Genomic DNA, 25,328 nt, shown 5'->3' with positions numbered 1-25,328 from the left:
ACGTATACATTTTATTATCTTAGAAAGGGCCCATTAATGGCGTTTCATTTCAAATCATTGGTTGCGGCTGGGATCGTGGCGGGCGGTCTTGCAGGATGTGCAGACGTTTCTTCAGGCGGCGGTGGCAGCCAGGCGGTTATTCTCGCGAACAAAGTCGTCACGGTGAGCAACAACACAGGGCGGACCATTTGGCGGTTCTACGGGTCTCCGACAACGACCAACAGCTGGGAAGAAGACATTCTGGGATCCGAAGTGTTCCCTGCGGGCACGTCGCGCAACATTGATTTTGCAGATGGCCGGACAAGCTGCGGTTACGATATGCGGGCCGAATTCCAAGACGGAACAAGCATTGTGAAGAACAATATCGACGTTTGTACCGTATCGCTGGTCTCGTTTCCCTAACGTTTCTGCGATGCGGCAGTAATTAAATTACAAAAAATGCATCCATGGTGTTGCTTTGTTTCGCTACCGATCTTATTGCTAGGTCAGACGCCCGATTCTGCGGCGCGGCATTGACACAGGAATAAAGCGAGATGGAGCGCACCATGGCCCTTGATTTGACAGCAGGCGCAGACGCCTACGCAGCCCCGAAAAAAGACCTTTACGAAGTCGGTGAAATGCCACCTTTGGGCCATGTCCCAGAGCAGATGCAGGCATGGACAATCCGTCGTGAACGTCACGGCGAACCAGACAAAGCGTTTGAAATCGAAACAGTCGCAACACCAAAGCCCGATAGCCACGAAGTGCTGGTTATGGTGATGGCCGCTGGCGTTAATTACAACGGTGTTTGGGCTGGTTTGGGCGTACCCCTTAGCCCTTTCGATGTTCACAAAGCGGAATACCACATCGCCGGTTCGGATGCCTCTGGCATCGTCTGGGCTGTGGGTGACAAGGTGAAGCGCTGGAAAGTCGGCGATGAAGTTGTGATCCATTGCAACCAAGACGACGGCGACGACGAACACTGTAACGGTGGCGACCCGATGTATTCCCCGTCTCAGCGGATTTGGGGCTATGAAACCCCTGACGGGTCATTTGCACAGTTCACATGTGTGCAAGCGCAGCAACTGATGCCGCGTCCCAAGCACCTGACGTGGGAAGAAGCGGCGTGCTACACACTGACGCTCGCGACAGCTTACCGGATGTTGTTCGGTCACGAACCACATGACCTGAAACCGGGTCAGAACGTTCTGGTTTGGGGCGCGTCCGGCGGTCTGGGGTCCTATGCGATCCAGTTGATCAACACGGCCGGGGCCAATGCAATCGGCGTGATCAGCGACGAAAGCAAACGTGACTTTGTGATGTCGCTCGGGGCGAAAGGTGTGATCAACCGGAACGATTTCGATTGCTGGGGGCAACTGCCTACCGTGAACACACCCGAATATGACGGATGGCTCAAAGCTGCGCGTAAGTTCGGCAAAGCCATCTGGGATATCACCGGAAAAGGCGTGAATGTGGACATGGTTTTTGAACATCCGGGCGAAGCAACTTTCCCAGTTTCGAGCCTCGTTGTAAAAAAAGGTGGCATGGTTGTCATTTGTGCGGGAACTTCTGGGTACAATTGTACGTTTGATGTTAGATACATGTGGATGCACCAGAAGCGCCTGCAGGGGAGCCACTTCGCAAACCTCAAGCAGGCGTCCGCCGCGAACCACCTGATGGTCGAACGTCGACTGGATCCATGTATGTCTGAATGCTTTGAGTGGAACGAAATTCCGGCCGCTCATACGAAGATGCGCAAGAATGAACACAAGCCCGGCAATATGGCCGTGCTGGTTCAATCTCCCAAAATGGGGCTGCGCACCTTTGAGGATTGCATTGCACCCGAATAACAACTATAAGTTGTGTTAATCGAAAGGGGGCGCATCCATTTTGGTTGCGCCCTTAATGTTTTCAAATACTTGTTTGATAGTCGGCCCGCTATTTATGGGGGTGCCGAAACCGCCGGTGATGCGGGGGCCCTGAAGATGGTAAGTATTGTGGGTTAGCGATTTGTTAACCTTAAATGCAAAGGCTGTAACATGGGACACCAATGGATTCTTGACGTCATTGTTGATTTGAAAAGTTTTGCTCAGCAGAACGAATTGCCCGACCTAGCCGAAGAATTGGATCGGGTCGCGGTCGTGGCAGAAGCTGAAATAGACCCGGACAAGAGGGGCGTGCCGCATTTGGCACGAAGTGAAGAAACTGAACCTAGACGAATTCTTACGCAAGCTTGAGAAGGTTACGGCTCTTGAAGAAATTCATGGGCTGACATTAGGTTTACGTGATCACTACAAAATCGACCATGTGGTTTACCACTGGGTCAGTGCTGATGGTGATCAATATGGGTTCGGGACGTATCCGCCCAAATGGGTTCAACACTACGTAGATAAGGAATATCTTCGTATCGATCCGGTCGTCATAGGCTGTTTTCAGGGCGCTCATCCAGTCAATTGGAAGCGCCTTGACTGGCGGAGCAAAGCCGCCCGGCAATTCCAAGTAGATGCAATCGCCCACGGTATTGGGAACCAAGGGTATTCGATCCCGCTGCGCGGGCCAAATGGACAGTTTGCGGTGTTTAGCGTGTCCCACACTTGTTCGGACGACGTCTGGGAAGCATTTACCGCAGAACATCAACGCGATCTGGTTTTGATCGCATATTTCTTGAACCAAAAAGCGTTGGAGTTAGAGAAAAATCGCGTGCCAGAAGCAACCCGCCCTCTTTCCCCCCGCGAGGTAGATGCCTTGACGTTCCTTGCGATGGGGTATGGCCGTGCGCAGGTTGCGGACATGCTGTCGATCTCTGAACACACGTTGCGGGCCTATATCGAAAGCGCGCGGTTCAAGCTCGGGGCGTCCAATACGATCCACGCTGTCGCCAAGGCGCTGGCAGACGGGCACATCATCGTCGGTGGTGCTGCGCGCGATTCCGTGGGCGGTTGGCCGGGGCGTGATACGCACTCCGGTCATTAATGCCGTCAATGATTTCTTAACGACCAGCGTACGGTGCCGTAATCCTTCCTAGACCCGCACGTCGCAATCTTAACCATCTTTTTATAGACAGGTTAGGATGCGGCAGATGCTGCGATATATTTATGGACGGGACATCGGTCTGGACGCCAAATTACAGGCGTCAATGCACCGCGATCGTGCGGACCAATTTAAGCGACGTCTTGGATGGGAAGTTACCGTTGATGACCGTGGCTGGGAAATCGACGAATACGACCGTGACGATACCCTGTATGTGATTTGGGTGATGCCCGACGGGACGCATGGCGGGTCTATGCGGTTTATTCCATCGTCCGGCCAGACGATGGTAAATGACCACTTTAGCGACCTGCTGGGGGATCGCGTGATCGACGACCCGCTGATTTGGGAATGCACGCGATATTGCTTGCGCGATGGCGTGCCGTCACGTGTTGCAGCGGCACTTATGCTTGGCGGTGGCGAATTGATGCGCGCGTTTCATTTGACGCACCTGCTTGGTGTCTTTGATGCGCGTATGATCCGCATTTATCGCATGATCGGGTCTAGTCCCGAAGTCTTGGGGTCAAGCGGCGTAGGGCGCGACCAGATCAGCGTCGGGCTGTGGCAATACAGGCCGATTGATCGGGTGCATGTGTTGCGCCGCGCGGCAGTGTCGTCGGGCGTGTCCGAACACTGGTTCCATCGGTCGATGGGGCGTCCCGTAATCCTTCCGAAAGCCGCTTGATCGCTGGCACCTTTGCCGCGTGCCATATAGGGTCGGCGCATGAATATGCCGACCCAAGTCACCTTCTCAGAAGATCAGGCCGAAGCCTGGGATGCCGTTGCTCAGACCCTTCGTCAATCGGGGGTGCATCTGGACGATAGCCTGCTGATGCCGCCTGCATCCGATAAGTCATCTGTGATGGCTGTGATCGGCAAGGCAGGGTCGGGTAAAACGCTGTTGTTGGCCAAGCTCTACAAAGCGTTGGAAGAGGCAGGTGTTGATGTCATTTCAGGCGACTGGGAAGGCAAAAAGCGCAAAGATCGCAGAACGTTGGCAATTCTCGCGCCGACCAACAAAGCCGCGTCCGTTTTGCGCAATCGCGGTGTGCCTGCGACAACAATTCACCGTATTCTTTACACACCGGTCTATGACCCAGAATACGAAAAGGTCGCCGAATGGCTGGCTGGATCGGGCGAAAAACCCGAAATTGAAGGTCTGACAGACGTCGCATTAGACCGTGCCTTTGCGTCGTTTGAGGCAAACAAATCGGTGCCAGCAGCGCTTGCTGCCGCCGGATTGCGCGGATCGGATTTCATCACGGGTTGGAAACGTCGCGAAGAACCGCTCGATATCGGGTTCATCGACGAAAGTTCGATGCTGGACGCCAAACAATTCGAAGACCTGCAAGAGATTTTCCCGACGCTCGTCTTGTTCGGCGATCCCGCACAGTTGCCACCGGTGCAATCCTCCGGCGGTATGGTGTTCGAAACGCTCCCCGAAAAGAAGGTCAAAAGCCTTGAACGGGTCCATCGACAGACGGCAGGCAACCCGATCCTTGATCTGGCACATGCGCTGGCCGACCCGATGCTGGATTTCTATCATTTCGAAAAAATGGTCGCGGAAGCCGCGCAAAAAGACGAACGGGTTGTCATGGCCCAACGGGTTGAATCCGATCTGATGGCGCGGTCGCCCGTGCTGGTCTGGACCAACAAAACCCGCATCCGGTTGATCCACGCGTTTCGCGCCGCATATGGCGCGCCCAGCGACGAACTGCTGGAAGGCGAGCCGCTGATCTGTGACGGTATCGAACTGCCGATGAAGCACCGCAAGAAGCGGCTGGACCTCGAAGCACGCGGGCTGATCAAAGGCGCGCAGGTCGTTTATCTTGGGCCAGGTCGTAAACCCGGCTTTTCGCGCTTGCACGTGATGGGGGCGGAAGAGCCGCAAATTTCGGCGGCGTCTATCGTGAAAATCGAACAGGAGGGCGACGAAGAACCGTTTATCCCGTTCGCGGCACGCATGGGGGCGACGTTCCTGCACGGCGCGGCTGTCACGATCCACAAAGCGCAGGGGTCGCAATGGGACACGGTGCAAGTCTTCGCACCCGACATCGAAATTGCCGCCCGCATGGGACGGGTCGAGGCGGGCCAACCGCTTTGGAAACGCCTGACATACGTTGCAATTACGCGGGCGGAGAACCAGTTGCGCTGGGTGGTGCGTAACCGTCTTGCCAAGCCATCGGGTGAACTGCGTGTGGACGACTTACGCGCACCAGCGGCACCATTGGAACTGACGGGCGGGGGAGAACCATGAAAAGCATCATTATCACGGGCGCAAGCAGCGGTATCGGCAAAGCGACCGCTGAAAAGTTTCTCGACGAAGGCTGGCGTGTTGGCATGATCGCGCGTCGCGCAGAACCGCTGGAAGATCTTGCTGCGGCCTACGACAGCGCCGTCGCGCTGCCCTGTGACGTCACAAAAGAGGCGGATGTTGACGCCGCTTTTGACGCCTTCGGGCAGGTTGATGTGTTGTTCAATAATGCGGGCATGTTCGGCAAACAAACCTCGATCGACGAGATCAGCCTCGCCGATTGGCAGTCCGTGGTCGATGTGAACCTCACTGGCATGTTTCTGTGCGCGCGCGCGGCTTTCCGGCAGATGCGCAAGCAAATGCCGCAAGGTGGTCGGATCATCAACAACGGCTCGATCTCAGCGCATAGCCCGCGTGAAGGGTCGATCTGCTACACGACGACAAAACACGGGGTCACGGGGCTCACCAAAACGCTGAGCCTTGATGGGCGGCCTTATGACATTGCGTGCGGGCAAATCGATATTGGCAATGCGCGGACCGACCTTGTGCAGCAGCTTGAAGAAAAGCGGGCGGCTGAGGGGCTTGATCCGTTACCAAGCATGGCCGTGGAAGATGTGGCCACAGCGATCTATCACATGGCGATGTTGCCGCCCGAGGCAAACGTGCAGTTCCAAACGCTGATGGCGACGAAGATGCCCTACATCGGTCGGGGATAGTTTTTACCGTTTGAACACGGAAAACACGGCAGAGGCACCCCAACCAGCAGCGATCGCAATCGCCAGCGACATCAAGCCGTACAGAAGCGCGTTGTCATGCGCGAGATTATACAACCAACGTTCCAGCCCGACCTTCTTCACCGGAATATCCGTCACATAAACATCGACGATATCGCCACCACGGGTCAGGTAAATCTCGGCGCGGTAGTCGCCTTCTGTCAGGTTTGCAGGCATCGAAATATTGGTGCGGAAAAGGGTTTCGTCTTCGACGAGTACGGCGTCCGGCAGTGTTTGGTAAAGACGCTGATCTTCCCGAATGCGGATCAACGCATCCTCGAAATCAACTTCTTTGCCATCCATCTGCCCGTATGTCCGGATTGCATTCGCAATGCTGATACGGGCTTTGCTATCGACCTCAGCGTTCAAAACGTCGGCCAATGGCATGTTCGTGGCGACCGCATAGAACGATGGCGCAACTGCAACATTCACAGAATCCGTGTTTACCCAGATACCAAGCCTGCGTGCCTTGCGGCGCACAGTGACCGGGCCGTCGGGCCCTGCAACGGTGATAATGACACCCAGTTTTTCGTCAGATGGTGCAGGTGCATCGCGTTTGATCGCGCCAAAGATCAGGATGTCTGATCCGTCGAAATTCGCGGTAATCGCGACTTCATCGCGGCTCAGGCCCAGAACGATTTCTTCGGCTTTGGCAGGCATGGATAGCAGGCAAAGCAAGGACAGTAGGCGGATCAGCATCAGTGACCACCCCCGCCGCCAATAGAATACAGTTCTGACGGTTGGACGAGCAAATCAAAGGCCAGCTTGCCGCAGACCAACAGCACCATGATAGCCAGCAGAATACGCAATTGTTCGGCTTTCATCTTTACGCCGATCCGCGTGCCGATCTGCGCGCCAACAACGCCGCCGACCAACAGCAATACGGCCAGAACAACATCAACCGTATAGTTGGTTGTAGCGTGCAGCATTGTCGTGAACGCGGTCACAAAAATGATCTGAAACAGGGATGTGCCGACAACCACTTTGGTCGGCATGCCAAGCAGATAAATCATCGCCGGAACCATGATGAAACCACCGCCAACACCCATAATCGCGGCAAGAATACCAACGGTGATCCCAACCAAAAGCGGCGGAATAACAGAGATATAAAGCCCGGATACCCGGAACTTCATCTTGAATGGCAGGTTATGAATCCATGTGTGTTTACGACGCGTTGGCGGGGCACCTTTGCCGGATTTGCGGATCGCCCGTAGGCTTTCGACAAACATCAGCGACCCGATCATGCCAAGGAAAACCACGTAGCAAAGCTGCACCAGCAAATCGACTTGTCCGAGCGATCGCAGGTAGTTGAACACCACGATACCAAGTGCTGCGCCAATCAAACCACCGATCAGCAGCACCGTCCCCATCCTGAGGTCCACGGTCTTTCGCTTGAAATGGGCAAGCACCCCCGAAAACGATGAGGCAACGATTTGGTTCGCCTCTGTGGCGACGGCCACAGCAGGAGGAATGCCAATGAAAAACAGCAAGGGGGTCATCAAGAACCCGCCGCCAACGCCGAACATTCCCGACAAAATACCCACAATGCCGCCTAGTCCAAGTAATAGGAAGGCGTTCACCGAAACCTCGGCGATAGGAAGGTATATTTGCATTGGGCTGTTCCGAGCGTTTAAGTCCGCTGCATTCACATGACCCGACTAGGTGGATTAAGTCAAACCCCCCGCGACACATTTTTGTGCAAACGCGGCATTGGCAGGGGATTGGACCTAATCGTGCAGCCTAATTGGCCTTGTCATGCAGCCAGCGGCGCAACACTTTTTCAAGTTTTGCAGCGCCAATCGGCGCCATCGCTTTTGTGTGTTCGTGGCTGATGTTTTCATCGGACATGCCAGCGGCCATGTTCGTGATGCACGAAATTGCAGCGGCCTTTAGTCCCAAGAACCGCGCAAGGATCACCTCAGGTACGGTAGACATCCCAACAGCATCGGCACCCAGCATCTTGATCGCTTTAATTTCCGCCACGGTCTCAAATGATGGACCCGAATACCACGCATAGACGCCGCTATGCATATCCACACCTTCAGCGTCGGCCGCATGGCGCATGGCCGCACGGATGCTTGGGTCGTAGGCGTCTTTCATCGGGACAAATCGCGCGTCAGTCGGTTCACCGATCAACGGGTTCAGGCCGGAAAAGTTGATGTGATCCGACAACGACATGATCGACCCTGTCGGCATTTCCTGATGCATGGAACCGGCCGCGTTGGTTGCGACCAAGGTGTCAGCGCCCAATTCCTTCAGAACCTCTAATGGATGACGCATCGCATCGCCGCGACCGCTTTCGTAATAGTGCGACCGCCCGCCGAAAACAGCGACACGGACACCGTCCAGATCGCCCACAGTCAGGCTGGCCTTGTGACCAGACACGCCCGCATGCGGAAACCCGTCCAGTTCCGCGTAAGGGATCGCAACCCCGTCCACTTCATCAGCGATATGCGCCAGACCTGACCCAAGGATCAGGCCAACGCTGACAGGGGCGTCGCCCGCCTTTGCGCGGATCACGTCCGCGACGGATTTAGCGTTCTTTGACATAAGGTTCTCCGCCAGCGCGAGGTGGGATCGCTTTGCCGACAAAACCGGCAAGGATGATCACGGTAAGGATGTAAGGCAGCACGTCCAGCAGCTGACCGTTCACCTTGAACGACAGGATGCTTTCGATGAGGTCAGGACGCAGCGCCAACGCCTGCAAGAAGCCGAACAGCAACGTCGCATAAAGCGCATACCATGGACGCCATTTCGCGAAGATCAACGCAGCCAGCGCGATATACCCGCGACCAGCGCTCATGTCCTTCACAAAGCCAGCTTGCAGCGCGGTCGCCAAATAAGCACCCGCAATGCCGCACAGCACGCCACAGATCGCAACAGCTGCATAACGCAGACCAACAACCGACACACCAGCCGTGTCCACAGCCGCAGGGTTTTCACCCACAGCGCGCAGACGCAGACCAAAACGGGTGCGATACAGCAACCACCACGTGGCAGGGACGCAAAGCAGGGCGATGTAGACCAACACAGTGTGGCCAGAGATCAGTTCGTAATAGATGGGGCCAAGCACGGGCACGTCACGCAACGCGTCCGCGAATGGCAGTGTGATCGGTTCAAACCGTGCGCCGTCCGTCAATTGTGGTGTCCGGCCACCTTGTTTGAACCAGCTTTGGGCGACAACAACGGTCAGACCAGCGGCAAGGAAGTTAATCGCAACGCCGGAAATCAACTGGTTCCCACGGAATGTAATCGACGCAAGGCCGTGGATCGCAGACAGCACCAAGGATGCGGCGATACCAGCCAACAAGCCGACCCAGACCGACCCGCTGACATAGGCGACAGCAGCAGACAGGAACGCGGCGGCCAGCATTTTGCCTTCAAGGCCAATGTCAAAGATACCCGCACGTTCGGAAAACAGACCCGCAAGACAGGCCAGCAACAAAGGCGTGGACAGGCGCATCGTCGAATCGAGGATTTGAAGAAGAGTTAACAGATCCATGGCTTATGCCTCCGCCTTATTGCGCCGCATGGCGAGGAACATTTTCTCAAGCGGGCTGCGGACCATATTGTCCAGCGCACCGGTAAACAGGATCACAAGCGCTTGGATCACAACGATCAATTCGCGTGGGATCGATGTCCACAGAGCCAGTTCTGCGCCGCCTTGGTACAAGAACCCGAACAGGATCGCAGCAAGGAACACGCCAAACGGATGGGACCGGCCCATCAACGCCACAGCGATCCCGATGAAACCGGCACCTTCGACAGCATTCAGAACAAGGCGTTCGGCCTCACCCATCACGTTGTTGATCGCCATCATGCCAGCCAGACCACCGGAAATCATCATTGAAACCATGATGATTTTCGTCGGGCTGATCCCTGCGTATTTCGCAGCACTTTCTGAATGACCAAACGCACGAATTTCATAACCCAAACGGGTTTTCCAAATCAGCGCCCAGACAGCGAAACACGCAGCAACAGCGACAAAGAATGAAACGTTCGCAGGCGCACCACGGAATAGGGTTGTTTCGCCAAAGCTGAACATGTCTTGGAATGACGGCAGATGGGCGCTTTCGGCGAACTTCGCCGTTGCAGGTTCCATCGACCCTTTCACCTTCAACGCGCCAATCAACAGGTAGTTCAGCAACGCAGCCGCGATGAAGTTGAACATGATCGTTGTAATCACGATGTGGCTACCGCGCTTCGCCTGCAAGAACGCAGGGATCGCGGCCCAAGCGGCGCCAAACAGGGCTGCACCAAGGCTGGCACCCACCAGTGCAATCGACCAATGTGGCCACGGGATATAGAGGCAGACAAGTGCTACGCCCAAGCCACCCAGAACAGCCTGACCTTCACCACCAATGTTGAACATGCGGGCATGAAACGCCACGGCGACGGCCAGACCAGTGAACATAAAGTTGGTGGCGTAATACAACGTATAACCCCAGCCATAAGTCGACCCCAACGCGCCATCGATCATCAGTTTCAGCGCAGCCAGTGGGCTTTCACCAATCGCGAGGATCACCAAAGCCGACAAAAAGGCGGCCAAAATCAATGAAATGAGCGGGACAAGGACCACTTCGGCCCATTTTGGCATCACATCCATTACGCAACATCCCCAGTCATACCGGCCATCAACAGGCCCAGTTCTTTTTCGTCAGTTTCAGCGGGCAAACGTTCGCCCATGATCATCCCGTCAAACATCACGGCCACGCGGTCGGACAGGGACAGAATTTCTTCCAGTTCTACGGACACCAGCAAAATCGCCTTTCCCTGATCACGCAGGGCAACGATCTGTTGGTGAATAAATTCAATTGCGCCGATATCGACACCACGCGTGGGTTGACCGATCAGCAACAGGTCCGGATTGCGCTCAATCTCGCGGGCCAGAACGATCTTCTGTTGGTTGCCGCCGGAGAAGTTCTTGGCCGCCAGTTTCGGATCAGGTGGACGCACGTCAAACCGTTCCATCTTTTCGATGGTGTCCTGTTTGATCGCATTGTTGTCCATGAACAGACCAGAGCGCTGGTATTTCTCGTCGTGATGATAGCCAAACGCGGTGTTTTCCCACGCGGCGTAATCCATGATCAGACCTTCGCGCTGGCGGTCTTCTGGCACGTGGGCAATACCACGTGCACGGCGGGACCGACCGTCAGATTTCGATCCTGTCAGGTCCAGTTCGACACCGTTCACGGTGATTGATCCAGTAGCCTTTTCATAGCCGCCTAGCACTTCAAGCAATTCGGACTGACCGTTGCCTGCAACACCAGCGATCCCAAGGATTTCACCCGCCGCGACGTTGAAACTGACGTCTTTCACGCGGTGAACGCCCTTATCGTCGGTCACGTTCAGGTTCTTAACCTCTAGGATATTTGCACCCGGTTGGGCAGGGACCTTATCAACCTGCAACAACACCTTACGGCCGACCATCAATTCAGCCAGTTCCTGCGGGGATGTTTCAGACGTCTTCACTGTTGCGGTCATTTCACCACGGCGCATCACGGACACTGTATCCGTCGTATCCATAATCTCGCGCAGTTTGTGCGTGATCAGAATGATCGTTTTACCTTCGGCTTTCAGACGCTCCAGAATACGGAACAACTGATCGGCCTCAGCCGGGGTCAAAACGCCTGTAGGTTCGTCCAAAATCAGGATGTCTGCCTTGCGGTACAGGGCCTTCAGGATTTCGACACGCTGCTGCATGCCCACGCCAATATCTTGGATCAACGCGTCTACTTCGACGTTCAGACCGTATTCGTCAGCGAGGTCTTTCAGCTCTTTGCGGGCGCGGTTCAGGGACGGTTTCAGCAGTCCGGAATCCTCGGCACCCAAAATCACGTTCTCTAGAACCGTGAAATTCTCGACCAGTTTAAAGTGCTGGAACACCATCCCGATACCAGCGGCAATCGCGGCTTGGCTGTCAGGGATTGCGGTTTTTGTACCGCTGATGAAAATCTCGCCAGCGTCTGCTTTGTAAAACCCGAACAGGATCGACATCAGCGTCGATTTCCCTGCGCCGTTTTCGCCAATGATGCCGTGGACCGTGCCGGGCATCACGCTGATCGAAATGTCTTTGTTCGCTTGAACGGGACCAAAGGCCTTGGAAATGCCTTTCAGCTCAATGGCTGGTGCTACGTTTGTCATGCGGGTGCCCCCATCCCTACAAATCCTACCATGCGTGTGATCTTGCCGTCGGGGGCCAGATCAACTGTGTACTGACCCAATTGGGACTGATCGCCCTCACCAAATTGGACCGTCGCACGGGCGTAAGTCAGGGTTGTTGATGTGTTGATGACGGCAACAGGCATGCCCGGAGCCATCTTGGAAAACTGTCCGACATAGGCCTGAACGGCAGCTACTGTCGTCAAAGGGTCAGCCGTGCGCGGGTCCGCATAGACAATTTCATCCGAAAGAGAATCCGCGACCTGCGCGTCTCTGGTTGCATCGTCGGCAATCGACCATGCGGTGAAAAAGGCATCTATTTGGGGGATCATCGGCATATTCCTGAAATGAGATGGGCCGCACCATAATCAAACGGTGCGGCCCTAATCGTTTGGCCTATTTGGCTGACTTAGAAGTCAAGCGCAGGGCACGTCTCGTCAGAGTTATAGTTGTGGACAGAAATTTCGCCGGCCACGATCGCAGCTTGTGCCGCGTCAAGTGCTGCAGTCATTTCTGCTGTGATGAGCGCTTCGTTATGCTCGTCAACTGCGTAGCCAACGCCACCGTTGGACAAGTCCATTACGTTGAAACCTGGCTCAAGATCAGTACCAGCGGTCATCGCGTCATAAACCGCGTTATCAACGCGCTTCAGCATGGATGTCAGAACCTGACCGGAGTGCAGGTAGTTCTGGTTCGCATCAACACCGATGGACAGGATGTTTTCGTCTGCAGCTGTTTGCAGAACACCAACGCCAGTACCGCCAGCGGCTGCGTAAACGACGTCAGCACCCTGAGAGATTTGCGCTTTTGTCAGCTCGGAACCCTTAACCGGGTCATTCCATGCTGCAGGTGTTGTACCTGTCATGTTCGCAACAACAGTCGCGTCAGCGTTAACCGCTTTTACGCCCTGTGCGTAGCCACATGCGAAGTTACGGATCAACGGGATGTCCATGCCGCCGATGAAACCAACAGTGTCAGTCTCGGACGCCATCGCAGCCAGCATACCAACAAGGTATGAACCCTGCTCTTCAGCGAACACGATGGAACGGACGTTTGGCGCGTCTACAACCATATCGATGATTTGGAATTTGGTGTCTGGGTAGTCGCCAGCAACTTCACCAAGGGCGGATGCCCATGCGAAACCAGCCATAACGATTGGGTTTGCGCCAGTTTCAGCGAAACGACGGATCGCTTGTTCGCGCTGTGCGTCGGACTGAATTTCAACTTCGGCGTATGAACCGCCGGTTTCTTCGGCCCAGCGCTGTGCGCCGTTGTAAGCAGATTCGTTGAAGGATTTGTCGAACTTGCCGCCAAGATCGAACAGAACAGCTGGGTCAGCAGAAACTGCGCCAGCGGACAGTGCCAAAGCGGCCGTAGCACCCAAGAATTTCGTTGTAAGGGTCATAATGGTGTCTCCCAAGTCGTTGTGAGGAGGGAAGGCCAACGACTTTCCCCCAAAAGTCAAACCAGTCTGTGCTGGTTTATCGCACGATAAGGCATTGCCAGCCCGCTAGGGTCAACCGGTTTTTCAATTCGAGGGATGTTTTTTTGACCAACCGGTCAATTTTTAATCAGACCATTTGCGGAATGATCACCAATCAGCGTGCGGCGCAGTACCAATGCTGCAACGGCATGTCCATCGGGGCGGGCGTAGTATTTTGGGCGCATCCCGACGTTTTCGAAACTATTGTTTTCATACAGTGTCTTAGCTGCAATATTGTCTTCGGCGACTTCTAGAAAGACCGACGTCGCCTGTTGTCTGCGCAGGTCGTCCAAAAATGTGGCAAGGTTGCGCTGGGCGTGGCCTTGGCGGTGAAAATCAGGGTCTGTTGCGATGGTCAGAACCTCTGCTTCGCCGGCGATCAACCGCCCTAGCAAAAATGACCGCACGTCACCCAGCAGAATCACTCCCGTGGAATCAAGCAGGCTCGCGAACTCTTTCGCGGTCCATGGGCGGCTTTGGGTAAAGGCCGCTGCATGCACACGCGCCAGGTCACCGGGCGTCATGGCAATAGAACAGGGGCTGCGTCGCGCGGCGGGGCCGCGTCTGCGGCACGGACATAATAAGGTGCGGGGCGATCGGTTGTGTCTGGTACGCGGTCGCGGGCAATCAACGCGATGTTCTTGATCATGGCCTCGGGTGCCACAATAGGCGAGGCGGCCTGCGCGATATCTGACGTTGCAGGGACCAGAACTGCCGTGCTGATTAGATCGGCAAAGGTTTGGACGTAAACTTGATCACGCGGTGCGCTGACTTGCGCGACCACGGGGCGGGGCAATCCATGCACCTGTGCCTCAAGATGGGTCACACCCACAGCAGGAATACCAAGCCCCAAAGCCAATCCACGCGCAGCAGATACAGAAATCCGGATACCCGTAAAATTGCCCGGACCAGTGCCCACACCAATCGCGTCGAGATCCTGCCAAGTCAGCCCGTTTTCCGACAAAACCTGTTCGAGCATTGGCATCAGATGTTCGGCTTGGCCTTTGGCCATCGGATCAACACGCACAACCACTGTGTCACCATCGATCAGGCAGGCAGCACAATGTGCACTGGCCGTATCAAACGCCAGAACCCGCGTTGTCATGTGATCGACCACGTCAAAGGTTTGGTGGCATGACGCGTCAGCACAGATTTCGCTTCCAAATCAAGCTGCACGCATTTCACCCACCAGCCAGATGTGGCCCCGGCGGGAAACAAATCGTCTGGTAAATGGGCCTTAGCCGCGTCTTTAATTTGGGCGGCTGTCATCGGATCGCTGGACATCACCCGCATCATTGCGTCTTTCATCGCCGTGTACTTGGCCGCATCCACATTGGTCACTTGACCGGGGACATTGACGTTTTCGACGGCGATCTTTGTCATGGCTTAGGCCGCGACTGGACGAACTTCGATGACTTCAGGAATATAGTGACGCAACAGGTTCTCGATCCCCATCTTCAACGTCAGTGTGGATGACGGGCAACCGGCACAGGCGCCTTGCATGTGAAGGTACACGATCCCGCGTTCAAAACCGTGGAATGTGATGTCGCCACCATCTTGGGCCACAGCAGGGCGCACGCGCGTATCAAGCAATTCCTTGATCTGACCAACGATTTCACCGTCTTCACCAGTGTGCTCGGCGTGGCCGGACGTGACCTGATGATCGGCCCCCATCACAGATGCGCCAGACTGGTAATGTTCCATGATCGCGCCCAGAATGCCGGGTTTGATGTGGTCCCATTCAACGTCATCGGCTTTCGTGACAGTCACGAAGTCCATACCAAAGAAAACACCCGTCACGCCACCAGTCGCAAAAATGCGCTTGGCCAACGGCGATGCTTCACCGGCTTCGGGTGTTGGGAAATCAGCGGTGCCAACTTCGAGAACGGACTGACCCGGCAAGAACTTCAGCGTGGCTGGGTTCGGTGTGGATTCGGTTTGAATAAACATGAGGTGCGGTCCCTTCGGTTGGACCACAGATATGCGCCCGACCCGCCAATGTGTCAAGGGTTTGGAATCATTCTAAGTTGGTAGGACGGCGGCAATTCCGGCTGTTTCACAGAACCGTCATGAGAATCAGCGACACTTAATCCAACCGATACCCCATAGTCGGCCGCTGCGACCCCGTCCCAACAAACATCGCAGCAGACCATTTGCGCCCGGCGCTCCCCCGCCGGGCGCGTTTGTATCGGTGACAAGTCTCGGCTTTACCGACCGCAATCTGCATCCTACGCTCTGCTTTGGCACAAACAGGGGCAGAACATGGCGACCGGAACCAACATCAAAACCTACTTCGAAGGCCAATGGCATGATGGCGATGTGCCGATCATGCGGGCGGCGGACCACGGGTCGTGGCTTGGGACGACTGTGTTCGACGGGGCGCGGCTGGTGAATGGGTTAACGCCGGATTTAGAACCACATTGCGCACGGGTGAACCGATCAGCAGAGGCGCTATTGATCACACCAACTGTCCAAGCGGACGACATGGTGCAAATCGTGCGCGAAGGGCTGAAAATGTTCGCGCCCGACGCCGCGGTCTATATCCGGCCAATGTATTGGGCGCTGGATGGTGGGCCGACAGCCGTTGCACCAGCGCCAGGGGCGACAGGTTTCGCAATCTGCCTCGAAGAAATCCCCTTTCACGCAAATGCCACAACGACACTCACGACCACCCGCTTCCGCAGACCGGTTATGGAAAACGCGGTGGTTAACGCCAAAGCGGGCTGCCTTTACCCCAACAACGCACGTATGTTGATGGAAGCGCGGGCAAAAGGGTTCGGAAACGCGCTGGTCGCGGACGCCATGGGCAATGTCGCAGAAACAGCAACGGCAAACATCTTTATGGTGCGCGACGGGGTCACGTTTACGCCGATTCCCAACGGAACGTTCCTAGCTGGCATTACGCGGGCGCGACACCTGTCTAATATGCGGGATGCGGGCATGGAAGTGTATGAAACGATCCTGACTTTCGACGATTTCCGCGCTGCAGACGAAGTTTTCATCTCGGGCAATATGTCCAAAGTCACCCCCGTCACCACCTTTGATGACGTCCAATACCAGCAAGGGCCGATCACACGACAAGTCAGAGATATGTATTGGGACTGGGCGGCAACCGCCTGATACCGATTGCCAGCGCGGTTTGGTTACGGCACACTCTGACCAAAGGCGCATGAGGGAGGCATCAATGCGGAAATTCTTAGTGGTGCTCGACGACAGCCGTGAATGTCTGAATGCAATGCGGTTTGCAGCGATGCGGGCCGCAAATACCGGCGGCGGCGTTACTGTCCTGTCAATCATTCCACCTGATGAATTCAACCACTGGATCGGGGTTGGTGAAATCATGCGGGCCGAAGCACGCGAACGGATCGAAGTCCATTTCGAAGTCTTCGCCAAATGGATGCGTGACAAACAAAACGTAGACCCCGAATTGGTCATCCGCGAAGGTGAACCGATCAACGAATTGCTGGATTATATTAACGAAGATTCGGAAGTCGGTGTGTTGGTTCTTGGCGCGGGGGCGGACAAAAAGGGTCCGGGTCCGTTGGTGACGTCGCTATCGCGCCAAGCGGGCGATTTGCCCGTTCCGCTAACGATCGTCCCGGGCGAGATGTCAAAAGAACGTCTGGAAGCCATCACATAAGCCGTCTGCGATGAAGCTCAGTTGATCGTCATCTGACGCACATCATTCCTGATCGAACGGTACACTTTGCGCCCCCATTCGGCGTAAATCTTTGGACCGGGGTGGTAGCCGTCAGGGCTCATCAGGCTTGGCTCCGGTTCAAAATCCAATTCTACATAACGACAGTTGCTACGATGCTGCACCATCTTGCGCAGCGCACGATCATAACGGGCGGCTTGGGCGCCAACGATCCAGCGCAGCGGCTGCGGCAATAGCGGAAAGTACTGCATTTTTGGGATGCCATTGATGCACAACACGTCGGGCGCGAACTTTTCTTCCAGCAGGGCCAACAGTTCTGCGTAGCGTCGTATCCAAATATGAACGGGGGTGAGGCTTGTGATGTCGTTCACGCCCAATGACACCGAAATTAGATCGTATTTCCCGGAAGGCATGTCGCGCACGCGGTCCATCGTTTCCGGTGTGGTTGATCCTGTCTTTGCGTTCACGGCCCATGTTACCGTGTTGGTCTGCGTTAATCGGCGCAGCATATGACCCAATAACGCTTCTTCCTGATGGGAGGCGCCGACACCCGCAGCTGAACTGTCACCGACAATTAAAAGCCGCAGATCAGGGCCAGTGCCGCGTTTGCCTGACCGTTCACCCGACGCATCCGGCAATTTCAGCGCGGATTTCCTGACGTTGTACGCCTGCCAAGCAAGGTAAGGCGACAGCGCACAGCGGGCAACGACATCAAGCATCTTCTCTCTCCAAGGCAGTGTTTCGTAGGTTCGCAAGAGCAACTTCAGAACGGCGATTGGGTTCCCGAAAAGCTGCGCAAATGCGGGGCCAATTGCGCCGGAAAATGGGGTTCACGATATACTAAGGGTGCCAGAGAAAACGGAAATTTTGCGTTTCTGGGTTCCGCGAAAAATCATGAAATTTTCTTGGAACGATCTGCCGGGCTTGTCGTTGCTTAGCCGTAACCGCTGACGAATTCAGCGGATAACTACTGAGGAGAATACGATGAAACGCTTTCTTACAACGACCGCCGCAGCACTTGTACTTGGAACGACTGCATACGCCGACGGACAGACAGCCGTGTTTTCTGACATGGAGTTCGACTCCGCTATCAACCTCAATGCCTCTGATCTGATCGGTGCACGTGTTTACGCATCCGAAAACGAGGTGAACGCCGAAATGACCGTCGAAGCAGACGGCGAAAAAGAATGGGACGACATTGGCGAGATCAATGAAATCGTACTGTCCCGCGCTGGTGACGTTCAAAACGTGATCGTTGGCGTCGGTGGCTTTATCGGCATTGGCGAAAAAGACGTCTCAATCAGCATGGATGAGCTGAAGTTTATCAGTGACGGTGAAGAAGCCGATGAATACTTTGTTGTCGTACAGTCCAGCGTTGCGGGAATCGAAGACGCGCCAGCCTACATCGGTAGCGATGCCGATGAAGATACAATGACGGATGACCAAGCCGCAATGACGGACGACGCAGACCGTCCGATGCTGATGGCACCGGACATCGAACGTGACGGGTACACACGCGTTAGCAACGAAGATCTGACCACGGAAGACCTGACAGGTGCACGCGTTTACGGCTTGAACGACGAAGATGTGGGTGAAATCAGCGAACTGATCCTGAACGACGACGGCACGATTGGCCGCGCGGTGATCGACGTTGGTGGTTTCCTTGGCATGGGCGAACGCCCAGTTGCGGTGACGCTGGAAGAGCTGAACATCACGCGTTCTGACGACGGTGACGACTTCCGCGTCTATATCGACAGCACCCAAGAAGCGCTGGAAGCACAGCCAGAATACGACGGGTAATGCCTTCTGAATTGTGAACTGATCGGGGTGGGGGGAAACTCCCACCCCGTTTTTTGTGTCCAGCTTAGCGCTGTGGCCGCAACAGCCCGACGATGTCATAGGTTTGCTGTAAAATAGGCTCTGCGATTTCGCGCGCCTTTACAGCGCCATCCGCCAAAATCCGGTCGATCTCTGCTGGATCATCCATCAGACGGGCCATTTCGCCGGAAATCGGGCTGAGTTTTTCAACAGCCAGATCCGCCAGCGCAGGTTTGAATTTACCCCAACCGGCGCCTGCATATTCGGTGATCACATCATCGGCGCTACGGTCATCCAAAGCGGCGTAAATCTCGACGAGGTTCTTTGCCTCGGGCCGGTCTTTCAGACCGTCCATTGTGTCTGGCAAAGCATCAGGATCGGTCCGTGCTTTCTTGAACTTCTTCGCGATCAGGTCCGCGCCATCCGTCATGTTGATGCGTTCCATGTCCGATTCACCGGACTTCGACATCTTCTTGGTACCATCGCGCAGGTTCATGATCCGTGTGGCTGGGCCTTCGATCACTGGGGTTGTCTCAGGGAAGAAGTCGTTTTTGAAGTCGTGGTTAAACTTCTTCGCAATATCGCGTGTCAATTCTACATGCTGCTTCTGGTCTTCACCAACCGGCACATGTGTGGCGTGATACAACAGAATATCGGCGGCCATCAGGGCAGGGTATGCGTACAGGCCAAGCGAAACCTTCTCAGCGTTCGCACCCGCCTTGTCCTTGAACTGTGTCATCCGGTTCATCCAGCCGACGCGGGCCACGCAATTGAAAATCCAGCCTAATTCAGCGTGGGCGGCCACAGCTGACTGATTGAACAGGATCGATTGCGCCGGATCAAGACCGGACGCCAGATAACCAGCCGCGACTTCACGTGTGGCATTTGCCAGCTCTGCAGGGTCTTGCCAGACGGTAATCGCATGCATGTCCACAACGCAGTAAATCGTCTGCATATCGCCTTGCATACCCACGAACCGTTTGATCGCGCCAAGGTAATTGCCCAGCGTAAGGCCGCCGGACGGTTTAATTCCCGAAAAAACGCGGGGTGTGAATTGTGTTTGTGTCATGTGACGGGTCCACTCTGGCCATCTGAAATGAGGTCGCATACCCATGCCAGACAGATACACGACTTTCAACAGGCCTTGGGGAACGACGACCATGCATAGCGATCCGGATTTTGAACCGCCCGTGAACCCGTTACCGCCAGCGATTATCGTGCTGGCCTTGATCATGGTTGTCGTCGAAGGGGCGTTGTCGCTTGCGGCTGCTGGCATCATCGGTGGGCCTACGGGCATCGGCTGGCGGATCGGCGCGTTGCAGGACTACGGCATTTCGCCACTCGTGCTCGAAGTGATCACGACCCGTGGCGATTACGGCCGCGATCTGGTGCAGCGCTTTGTGACCTATCCCTTCGTTCATGGTGACTTTACCCACGCGTTGTTTGCGATCGCGCTTTTGCTTGCGCTGGGCAAATTCGTTGGGGACGCGTTCGGATCAATCAAAACGCTGGTCGTCTTCTTTGGCGGATCGATCTTCGGGGCAGTCATATTCTGCCTGCTCGCCCGCGATTCCAGTCCGCTGTTCGGGGCATATCCTGCGATCTTCGCGCTGATCGGATCATACACGTACATCTTGTGGCTTCGCCTTGGCCAAACGGGCCAGAACCAACTGACGGCCTTCCGTTTGATCGGCTTCCTTTTGGGGCTGCAATTGGTCTTTGGTCTGTTGTTTGGCGGCGGGCAGTCGTGGATCGCGGAACTCGCCGGCTTCGTCTTTGGCTTTGCCGTCGCGACCATCCTTGTACCGGGCGGTTGGGGCGCGTTGGTCGCACGTCTGCGCCAGCGGGGATAAGCTCTGGTCAGGGCCGTGCAGGCCAGCTAAATAACACCAGACGAAATGGGGAAAACGACAATGGCTAGCCAGATTAAGCCCAAGCGCGGGATTATGGACATCGCTTTATACGTAGGCGGTGCGTCCCATGTGGACGGGCAGACCAACGTGCTGAAACTGTCGTCGAACGAAAACCCGCTTGGACCATCAGCGGCTGCCAAAGAAGCAGTGGCGCGGTCGGTCCACGACATGCACCGCTACCCGTCCACCGACCACGGCCCGCTGCGTCGCGCGATTGGCGAGACCTGGAAAGTGGACCCTGATCGCGTGATTTGCGGCGTCGGATCGGACGAAATCATCCACTTCCTGTGCCAATGCTACGCCGGTCCGGGGGATGAAGTCATCCACACCGAACACGGCTTTGCCATGTACCGCATTTCAACGCTTGCGGCAGGTGCGACACCGGTTGAGGTGAAAGAAAACGACCGCGTGACCGACGTGGATGCGATCCTTGACGCCTGTAACGCAAACACCAAAATCGTTTTCATCGCGAACCCGAACAACCCGACCAGCACCATGATCGGCGAAGGCGACCTGATGCGGTTGGCTGACGGCGTGCCTGATCATACCATCCTCGTGCTCGACGGTGCCTACGCAGAATTCGTCGATGGCTATGATGGCGGTGCATCCATTATCGAAGCCCGCGACAACGTCGTGATGACCCGCACGTTTTCCAAGATTTACGGCCTTGGCGGATTGCGCGTTGGCTGGGGTTACGGCCCAAAAGAAATCATCGACGTGCTCAACCGCATCCGCGGCCCGTTCAACCTGTCTTCTGCGGCACTTGCGGCGGCGGAAGCATCAGTGCGCGACCTCGACTATCTCGAAAAATGTCGGACAGAGAACGCCAAATGGCGCGATTGGCTGGCCAACGCATTGGCCGAAATCGGCGTGCCGTGTGACACATCCACAGCCAACTTTGTTCTGGCGCGTTTCGGGTCCGAACAGGAAGCCAACGCTTGCGACGACCACCTCAAATCCGAAGGCATCCTTGTGCGCCGTGTCGCGGGGTATAAACTGCCGCACTGCTTGCGGATCACTGTCGGCGATGAAAGCGCCTGCCGCCGTGTCGTGCACGGCATCGCGCAATACAAAGGGGCGCGGTAATGGCCGTCATCTTCGAACGGGTCGCGCTGATCGGCCTTGGCCTGATCGCGGGATCAATGGCGCATGCGATGCGCCGCGCGAAATGTGTGACCGAAATTGTTGGTACCGCGCGGTCCGCCGAAACACGCGCAATTGCGAGCGAAATAAACCTGTGTGACCGGATCACTGAAACGGCTATCGAAGCTGTGAAAGACGCTGATCTGGTCGTGCTGTGTGTGCCCGTTGGGGCGATGGAAGCCGTTATGGCCGACATCGGACCGCATCTGAAACAGGGTGCGACGCTGACAGATGTCGGGTCGGTCAAACAAGCGGTGATCGACATTGTGAACCCGCATGTCCCTGACGGTGTTCACTTTATACCCGGTCACCCGCTGGCAGGGACCGAACATTCCGGTCCGCATTCCGGTTTTGCGACGTTGTTTGACAACCGCTGGAACATCCTTGTACCGCTCGAAAATTCCGATCCGGCCAAGGTCGACCAGCTCACACAATACTGGGAAGCGCTAGGCGCAAACGTTGAAACCATGACGCCGGACCACCACGATCTGGTTTTGGCCGTCACCAGCCACACGCCCCACCTGATCGCCTACACAATGGTTGGCGTCGCCGACGATCTGGCCCGCGTCACCGAGAGCGAAGTTGTGAAATTTTCGGCGGCTGGTTTTCGAGATTTCACCCGTATCGCAGCATCCGATCCAACGATGTGGCGGGATGTGTTTCTGACGAACAAAGACGCGACGCTGGAAATTCTGGGCCGCTTCACCGAAGAGCTATTCGCATTACAACGGGCCATCCGGCAAGGCGACGGCGACCATCTGCACGATTATTTCACGCGCACACGGGCGATCCGGCGCGGGATTATTGAAGCGGGCCAAGACACGTCAGAGCCGAACTTTGGCCGGACACCGGGCACGAAAGATTGATTTTTCGCGCGGCTCTTTTGCTGTGCACGCTCGGGTGCAGCGCGGCCTTAGCGCAAGACGCAACGCAACGCCCGAACGCGCGGCCCACAGCGCAAACGACTGCACCTGTAGCACCTGTTCAACCTGATCTATCGGCCATCCGGCCCTTGTCCCGCACGCCCGCTGTAATCGCCATGGCCCCGCGCCTCACGGTCCCATCCGCTGAGTTACGCCCGGCAGCGCGCCCCTATGAACGCCCTGATTTAGCGCATGGTGCTGCGACTGATCCACAATTGCGGGCGGAACAAGATCTCTTTGCATTTAGCCCCACGGCACCCGCCTTGTCCGAACGCCCGACGCAACGCCCAGCTGCGATTGAACGTGCCGCGCAACAACGCGCCGCGGCCATCCGGCGCGGTCAAGTCTGCGGCGACCCCGCGATCCAAGGCGAAGCTATCGGGCGTGTGAACGGTCGGGGACGGTGTGGCATCGATAACGCTGTGCGCGTGCGATCGGTAGCTGGTGTGACCTTGCAACCAGCCGCGACCATCGATTGTCGCACGGCATCAGCGCTGAAACGCTGGGTGACGACGGGCGCGCAACCCGCGACAGGCGGGCAGGCGTCGTCTTTGCGCGTGGTCTCGCACTACGCTTGCCGTAATCGCAATGCGGCCTCAACAGGCCGTTTGTCCGAACATGCATTCGGCAAAGCAATCGACATCGCGGGTATCGGTCTCAAAAGCGGTCGCGAGATTACTGTTTTGACAGGTTGGAATTCATCACGCGATTCCAATGCTTTGCGACGTATGTGGCAAGCGGCCTGCGGGCCGTTCGGCACCGTGCTTGGCCCCAACGCAAATCGGTTTCACCGCGACCATTTCCATTTTGACACTGCAAGCTACCGATCTGGGTCGTACTGCCGTTAACGAAAGTCCGGCTTGCCGACATGGCTGAGCCGGCCCATCGGCGGCAGGATCGTCCCGCGCACAATCTGCGTCAACACATGCGGCGCTGACCAAATTTGTGACACCGGAAACATCACGTGGTCGCGCAACTTCGGCAGGAACGTACTGTCCGATTGATACTGCGGGGTAAACGCGGCCGACATCGCCTGAAACGCCCAAACATGCCAACGACGGGCCTTTGCATATAGGGCAGGGGCGGCAGCAACACCTGCGACGGAAACGGCTTTGGCCAAGGCAACAGCATCCAGCAACGCCATATTCGCCCCTTGGCCCAACTGCGGGCTGGCACGGTGCGCGGCATCACCAATGTGGACGATACCGTTGCCGTAGGGTTTGCGCAAAGTCCCATGAGTGTAGCGGGCCATCGTCATTTGATCGGTCTGCGTGATCTGAGCGGCAAAAGGGGCAAAGGCAGGCCACAACGTCGTCGCCTCATCGCGCCATGCATCGACGCCGCCCGTCGCCCAATCGGCATGCGCGCCGGACGGCATTGACCAAAAAATCGCAGCCTTCGGGCTGTCGTCACCCGGTAATGTCCCAATTGGCAAGACACCCACCATCCGGTCTGCGCGGCGATAGCACTGGCTCAGGTAATCGTTCGGCAAATCCGTTTCCGGCCAATCCACGGTGCCCCAAATCGCGCCATAAGCCAAGGGGCGCGACACAATCGGCGACAAAGGGGATCCTGCACCGGCGCTATCCACAACCAGATCAAACGGTCCAAATTGTTGCCCATCGGCGGTGGTCAAAACGCCAGCAGAGGCTGACTTGATCTCGGCGCTGCTTTGCAATGCGATATCGCGGGTCTTTGCGGCCTGAAACAACGCATCAAACAGGCTCGCGCGGTGGATGGCCAAACCGCGCTGCAGCCTGTGTTTGGCATCGTAATGAACATCCAGCACCCGTCGCCCCGATGGTTCCACGTGGCCCAACATCCGGCTGATGAAATTGCCCTTCGCACGCGCCAGATCACCCGCACCAACACAATCCAGCACAGCCTGACCAATCGGCTGGATCACCAGACCCGACCCAACTGGGCGCGGCGTATCAAATTGGTCAAAGACCGTCACATCATGGCCCTGATCCGCCAACATCGACGCTGCCGCCAACCCGCCGATCCCCGCACCAACAACCGCAATCTTTTGAACAGAACTCATCGTGACCCTCTAACCTGACTTTCGGGCACACTAACCGCATAAATCCGCGCAAACCATGGGGCAAAGCCGCCTCTTTACCCGCGCGGGACAGCGCCTTATAAGCCGCTTTATGAGACATCACATGATGATCCAGATACGAATTATTCACCCG

General features: G+C 56.1%; 29 protein-coding genes. 14 read left to right on the top strand and 15 right to left on the bottom strand.

The window, feature by feature from the left end; translation table 11 throughout:
* The first annotated feature begins 36 nt into the window (after positions 1-36).
* The 7 genes from AC0L7R_RS15760 (at position 37) to AC0L7R_RS15730 (ending at position 5,976) form a co-directional block, all read left to right on the top strand.
* Positions 37-402 carry a hypothetical protein gene (locus tag AC0L7R_RS15760; protein WP_247127508.1) on the top strand — a complete coding sequence of 122 codons (366 nt, stop codon included), beginning with the start codon at positions 37-39 and terminating at the stop codon, positions 400-402.
* A gap of 143 nt (positions 403-545) precedes the next feature.
* Positions 546-1,829: a crotonyl-CoA carboxylase/reductase gene (gene ccrA, locus AC0L7R_RS15755; protein ID WP_473657808.1), complete on the top strand. Its 1,284-nt coding sequence runs from the start codon at positions 546-548 to the stop codon at positions 1,827-1,829.
* A gap of 189 nt (positions 1,830-2,018) precedes the next feature.
* The gene (locus tag AC0L7R_RS15750) at positions 2,019-2,216 is read left to right on the top strand and encodes a hypothetical protein (RefSeq protein WP_247127506.1); all 198 of its coding nucleotides are present in this window, start codon (positions 2,019-2,021) and stop codon (positions 2,214-2,216) included.
* Positions 2,176-2,952 carry a helix-turn-helix transcriptional regulator gene (locus AC0L7R_RS15745; protein WP_247127505.1) on the top strand — a complete coding sequence of 259 codons (777 nt, stop codon included), beginning with the start codon at positions 2,176-2,178 and terminating at the stop codon, positions 2,950-2,952. Before AC0L7R_RS15750 ends, AC0L7R_RS15745 begins: the two co-directional genes overlap by 41 nt.
* 106 nt (positions 2,953-3,058) lie before the next feature.
* Complete coding sequence (locus AC0L7R_RS15740; RefSeq protein WP_473657807.1) at positions 3,059-3,691, top strand: acyl-homoserine-lactone synthase; 633 nt, start codon at positions 3,059-3,061, stop codon at positions 3,689-3,691.
* Between the two features lie 39 nt (positions 3,692-3,730).
* Positions 3,731-5,263 carry an ATP-dependent DNA helicase gene (locus tag AC0L7R_RS15735; RefSeq protein ID WP_348107848.1) on the top strand — a complete coding sequence of 511 codons (1,533 nt, stop codon included), beginning with the start codon at positions 3,731-3,733 and terminating at the stop codon, positions 5,261-5,263.
* The gene (locus AC0L7R_RS15730) at positions 5,260-5,976 is read left to right on the top strand and encodes an SDR family NAD(P)-dependent oxidoreductase (protein ID WP_473657806.1); all 717 of its coding nucleotides are present in this window, start codon (positions 5,260-5,262) and stop codon (positions 5,974-5,976) included. The genes AC0L7R_RS15735 and AC0L7R_RS15730 overlap by 4 nt, the downstream gene beginning before the upstream one ends.
* A gap of 3 nt (positions 5,977-5,979) precedes the next feature.
* On the opposite strand, the gene AC0L7R_RS15725 is transcribed toward AC0L7R_RS15730, so the two are convergent.
* The 12 genes from AC0L7R_RS15725 to AC0L7R_RS15670 form a co-directional block, all read right to left on the bottom strand.
* Positions 5,980-6,729: a TIGR02186 family protein gene (locus tag AC0L7R_RS15725; RefSeq protein WP_473660443.1), complete on the bottom strand. Its 750-nt coding sequence runs from the start codon at positions 6,727-6,729 to the stop codon at positions 5,980-5,982.
* Between the two features lie 2 nt (positions 6,730-6,731).
* Positions 6,732-7,646: a sulfite exporter TauE/SafE family protein gene (locus tag AC0L7R_RS15720; protein WP_473657805.1), complete on the bottom strand. Its 915-nt coding sequence runs from the start codon at positions 7,644-7,646 to the stop codon at positions 6,732-6,734.
* A 127-nt stretch (positions 7,647-7,773) separates the two neighbouring features.
* Positions 7,774-8,583: a purine-nucleoside phosphorylase gene (locus AC0L7R_RS15715; RefSeq protein WP_473657804.1), complete on the bottom strand. Its 810-nt coding sequence runs from the start codon at positions 8,581-8,583 to the stop codon at positions 7,774-7,776.
* Positions 8,567-9,535 (bottom strand): ABC transporter permease, encoded by a 969-nt coding sequence (locus AC0L7R_RS15710; RefSeq protein WP_247127499.1) that lies wholly within the window; start codon positions 9,533-9,535, stop codon positions 8,567-8,569. The genes AC0L7R_RS15715 and AC0L7R_RS15710 overlap by 17 nt, the downstream gene beginning before the upstream one ends.
* A 3-nt stretch (positions 9,536-9,538) precedes the next feature.
* The gene (locus AC0L7R_RS15705; RefSeq protein WP_348107844.1) at positions 9,539-10,639 is read right to left on the bottom strand and encodes an ABC transporter permease; all 1,101 of its coding nucleotides are present in this window, start codon (positions 10,637-10,639) and stop codon (positions 9,539-9,541) included.
* Positions 10,639-12,177, bottom strand: coding sequence for an ABC transporter ATP-binding protein (locus AC0L7R_RS15700; protein ID WP_473657803.1), 1,539 nt, complete (start codon positions 12,175-12,177; stop codon positions 10,639-10,641). Before AC0L7R_RS15700 ends, AC0L7R_RS15705 begins: the two co-directional genes overlap by 1 nt.
* On the bottom strand, positions 12,174-12,527 hold the full coding sequence (locus AC0L7R_RS15695; RefSeq protein WP_247127496.1) for a molecular chaperone GroEL: 354 nt from the start codon (positions 12,525-12,527) through the stop codon (positions 12,174-12,176). Before AC0L7R_RS15695 ends, AC0L7R_RS15700 begins: the two co-directional genes overlap by 4 nt.
* 77 nt (positions 12,528-12,604) lie before the next feature.
* Positions 12,605-13,600, bottom strand: a complete 996-nt coding sequence (locus tag AC0L7R_RS15690) for a BMP family ABC transporter substrate-binding protein (protein ID WP_473657801.1) — start codon at positions 13,598-13,600, stop codon at positions 12,605-12,607.
* A 155-nt stretch (positions 13,601-13,755) separates the two neighbouring features.
* The gene (locus AC0L7R_RS15685; RefSeq protein ID WP_473657800.1) at positions 13,756-14,202 is read right to left on the bottom strand and encodes a GNAT family N-acetyltransferase; all 447 of its coding nucleotides are present in this window, start codon (positions 14,200-14,202) and stop codon (positions 13,756-13,758) included.
* Positions 14,199-14,783 carry a tRNA (adenosine(37)-N6)-threonylcarbamoyltransferase complex dimerization subunit type 1 TsaB gene (gene tsaB / locus AC0L7R_RS15680; protein ID WP_473657799.1) on the bottom strand — a complete coding sequence of 195 codons (585 nt, stop codon included), beginning with the start codon at positions 14,781-14,783 and terminating at the stop codon, positions 14,199-14,201. Before tsaB ends, AC0L7R_RS15685 begins: the two co-directional genes overlap by 4 nt.
* Positions 14,780-15,061: a DUF6958 family protein gene (locus AC0L7R_RS15675; protein ID WP_473657797.1), complete on the bottom strand. Its 282-nt coding sequence runs from the start codon at positions 15,059-15,061 to the stop codon at positions 14,780-14,782. The genes tsaB and AC0L7R_RS15675 overlap by 4 nt, the downstream gene beginning before the upstream one ends.
* A gap of 3 nt (positions 15,062-15,064) precedes the next feature.
* Positions 15,065-15,628 carry a NifU family protein gene (locus tag AC0L7R_RS15670; RefSeq protein WP_247127491.1) on the bottom strand — a complete coding sequence of 188 codons (564 nt, stop codon included), beginning with the start codon at positions 15,626-15,628 and terminating at the stop codon, positions 15,065-15,067.
* 312 nt (positions 15,629-15,940) lie between these two features.
* On the opposite strand from AC0L7R_RS15670, the gene AC0L7R_RS15665 reads away from it, so the two are divergent.
* Positions 15,941-16,798, top strand: a complete 858-nt coding sequence (locus tag AC0L7R_RS15665) for a branched-chain amino acid aminotransferase (RefSeq protein WP_473657796.1) — start codon at positions 15,941-15,943, stop codon at positions 16,796-16,798.
* A gap of 64 nt (positions 16,799-16,862) precedes the next feature.
* The gene (locus tag AC0L7R_RS15660; protein WP_247127489.1) at positions 16,863-17,318 is read left to right on the top strand and encodes a universal stress protein; all 456 of its coding nucleotides are present in this window, start codon (positions 16,863-16,865) and stop codon (positions 17,316-17,318) included.
* A gap of 17 nt (positions 17,319-17,335) precedes the next feature.
* Here AC0L7R_RS15660 and AC0L7R_RS15655 read toward each other — a convergent pair whose 3' ends face one another.
* The gene (locus tag AC0L7R_RS15655) at positions 17,336-18,055 is read right to left on the bottom strand and encodes an SGNH/GDSL hydrolase family protein (protein WP_473657795.1); all 720 of its coding nucleotides are present in this window, start codon (positions 18,053-18,055) and stop codon (positions 17,336-17,338) included.
* A gap of 265 nt (positions 18,056-18,320) precedes the next feature.
* On the opposite strand from AC0L7R_RS15655, the gene AC0L7R_RS15650 reads away from it, so the two are divergent.
* Complete coding sequence (locus AC0L7R_RS15650) at positions 18,321-19,136, top strand: PRC-barrel domain-containing protein (protein WP_473657793.1); 816 nt, start codon at positions 18,321-18,323, stop codon at positions 19,134-19,136.
* A 64-nt stretch (positions 19,137-19,200) separates the two neighbouring features.
* Here the strand turns inward: AC0L7R_RS15650 and trpS are convergent, their stop codons facing one another.
* Positions 19,201-20,223 (bottom strand): tryptophan--tRNA ligase, encoded by a 1,023-nt coding sequence (trpS, locus tag AC0L7R_RS15645; protein ID WP_247127486.1) that lies wholly within the window; start codon positions 20,221-20,223, stop codon positions 19,201-19,203.
* 91 nt (positions 20,224-20,314) lie between these two features.
* On the opposite strand from trpS, the gene AC0L7R_RS15640 reads away from it, so the two are divergent.
* The 4 genes from AC0L7R_RS15640 to AC0L7R_RS15625 are packed head-to-tail and all read left to right on the top strand — an operon-like array spanning position 20,315 to position 23,981.
* Positions 20,315-21,007: a rhomboid family intramembrane serine protease gene (locus AC0L7R_RS15640; RefSeq protein WP_247127485.1), complete on the top strand. Its 693-nt coding sequence runs from the start codon at positions 20,315-20,317 to the stop codon at positions 21,005-21,007.
* A gap of 60 nt (positions 21,008-21,067) precedes the next feature.
* Positions 21,068-22,153: a histidinol-phosphate transaminase gene (gene hisC / locus AC0L7R_RS15635; protein ID WP_473657791.1), complete on the top strand. Its 1,086-nt coding sequence runs from the start codon at positions 21,068-21,070 to the stop codon at positions 22,151-22,153.
* Entirely contained in the window at positions 22,153-23,076 is a 924-nt protein-coding gene (locus AC0L7R_RS15630) for a prephenate/arogenate dehydrogenase family protein (RefSeq protein ID WP_473657789.1), read from the top strand. Before hisC ends, AC0L7R_RS15630 begins: the two co-directional genes overlap by 1 nt.
* A complete protein-coding gene (locus AC0L7R_RS15625; protein ID WP_473657788.1) occupies positions 23,073-23,981 on the top strand; it encodes an extensin family protein in 909 nt (302 codons plus the stop codon). Before AC0L7R_RS15630 ends, AC0L7R_RS15625 begins: the two co-directional genes overlap by 4 nt.
* On the opposite strand, the gene AC0L7R_RS15620 is transcribed toward AC0L7R_RS15625, so the two are convergent.
* Entirely contained in the window at positions 23,978-25,177 is a 1,200-nt protein-coding gene (locus tag AC0L7R_RS15620; RefSeq protein ID WP_473657786.1) for an FAD-dependent monooxygenase, read from the bottom strand. The two genes, AC0L7R_RS15625 and AC0L7R_RS15620, sit on opposite strands and share 4 nt — an antisense overlap.
* Between the last annotated feature and the right edge of the window lie 151 nt (positions 25,178-25,328).

The organism is Yoonia sp. D2-7 (genome assembly GCF_055809435.1).
This window is presented reverse-complemented; position numbering and strand designations above follow the sequence as displayed.

Excerpts from the sequence above, each read along its gene's own strand:
- AC0L7R_RS15760 (WP_247127508.1), top strand. The coding sequence starts at position 37 with ATGGCGTTTCATTTCAAATCATTGGTTGCGGCTGGGATCGTGGCGGGC.
- ccrA (WP_473657808.1), top strand. The coding sequence starts at position 546 with ATGGCCCTTGATTTGACAGCAGGCGCAGACGCCTACGCAGCCCCGAAA.
- AC0L7R_RS15750 (WP_247127506.1), top strand. The coding sequence starts at position 2,019 with ATGGGACACCAATGGATTCTTGACGTCATTGTTGATTTGAAAAGTTTT.
- AC0L7R_RS15740 (WP_473657807.1), top strand. The coding sequence starts at position 3,059 with ATGCTGCGATATATTTATGGACGGGACATCGGTCTGGACGCCAAATTA.
- AC0L7R_RS15735 (WP_348107848.1), top strand. The coding sequence starts at position 3,731 with ATGAATATGCCGACCCAAGTCACCTTCTCAGAAGATCAGGCCGAAGCC.
- AC0L7R_RS15730 (WP_473657806.1), top strand. The coding sequence starts at position 5,260 with ATGAAAAGCATCATTATCACGGGCGCAAGCAGCGGTATCGGCAAAGCG.
- AC0L7R_RS15720 (WP_473657805.1), bottom strand. The coding sequence starts at position 7,646 with ATGCAAATATACCTTCCTATCGCCGAGGTTTCGGTGAACGCCTTCCTA.
- AC0L7R_RS15715 (WP_473657804.1), bottom strand. The coding sequence starts at position 8,583 with ATGTCAAAGAACGCTAAATCCGTCGCGGACGTGATCCGCGCAAAGGCG.
- AC0L7R_RS15710 (WP_247127499.1), bottom strand. The coding sequence starts at position 9,535 with ATGGATCTGTTAACTCTTCTTCAAATCCTCGATTCGACGATGCGCCTG.
- AC0L7R_RS15705 (WP_348107844.1), bottom strand. The coding sequence starts at position 10,639 with ATGGATGTGATGCCAAAATGGGCCGAAGTGGTCCTTGTCCCGCTCATT.
- AC0L7R_RS15700 (WP_473657803.1), bottom strand. The coding sequence starts at position 12,177 with ATGACAAACGTAGCACCAGCCATTGAGCTGAAAGGCATTTCCAAGGCC.
- AC0L7R_RS15695 (WP_247127496.1), bottom strand. The coding sequence starts at position 12,527 with ATGATCCCCCAAATAGATGCCTTTTTCACCGCATGGTCGATTGCCGAC.
- AC0L7R_RS15690 (WP_473657801.1), bottom strand. The coding sequence starts at position 13,600 with ATGACCCTTACAACGAAATTCTTGGGTGCTACGGCCGCTTTGGCACTG.
- AC0L7R_RS15685 (WP_473657800.1), bottom strand. The coding sequence starts at position 14,202 with ATGACGCCCGGTGACCTGGCGCGTGTGCATGCAGCGGCCTTTACCCAA.
- tsaB (WP_473657799.1), bottom strand. The coding sequence starts at position 14,783 with ATGACAACGCGGGTTCTGGCGTTTGATACGGCCAGTGCACATTGTGCT.
- AC0L7R_RS15675 (WP_473657797.1), bottom strand. The coding sequence starts at position 15,061 with ATGACAAAGATCGCCGTCGAAAACGTCAATGTCCCCGGTCAAGTGACC.
- AC0L7R_RS15670 (WP_247127491.1), bottom strand. The coding sequence starts at position 15,628 with ATGTTTATTCAAACCGAATCCACACCGAACCCAGCCACGCTGAAGTTC.
- AC0L7R_RS15665 (WP_473657796.1), top strand. The coding sequence starts at position 15,941 with ATGGCGACCGGAACCAACATCAAAACCTACTTCGAAGGCCAATGGCAT.
- AC0L7R_RS15660 (WP_247127489.1), top strand. The coding sequence starts at position 16,863 with ATGCGGAAATTCTTAGTGGTGCTCGACGACAGCCGTGAATGTCTGAAT.
- AC0L7R_RS15655 (WP_473657795.1), bottom strand. The coding sequence starts at position 18,055 with ATGCTTGATGTCGTTGCCCGCTGTGCGCTGTCGCCTTACCTTGCTTGG.
- AC0L7R_RS15650 (WP_473657793.1), top strand. The coding sequence starts at position 18,321 with ATGAAACGCTTTCTTACAACGACCGCCGCAGCACTTGTACTTGGAACG.
- trpS (WP_247127486.1), bottom strand. The coding sequence starts at position 20,223 with ATGACACAAACACAATTCACACCCCGCGTTTTTTCGGGAATTAAACCG.
- AC0L7R_RS15640 (WP_247127485.1), top strand. The coding sequence starts at position 20,315 with ATGCATAGCGATCCGGATTTTGAACCGCCCGTGAACCCGTTACCGCCA.
- hisC (WP_473657791.1), top strand. The coding sequence starts at position 21,068 with ATGGCTAGCCAGATTAAGCCCAAGCGCGGGATTATGGACATCGCTTTA.
- AC0L7R_RS15630 (WP_473657789.1), top strand. The coding sequence starts at position 22,153 with ATGGCCGTCATCTTCGAACGGGTCGCGCTGATCGGCCTTGGCCTGATC.
- AC0L7R_RS15620 (WP_473657786.1), bottom strand. The coding sequence starts at position 25,177 with ATGAGTTCTGTTCAAAAGATTGCGGTTGTTGGTGCGGGGATCGGCGGG.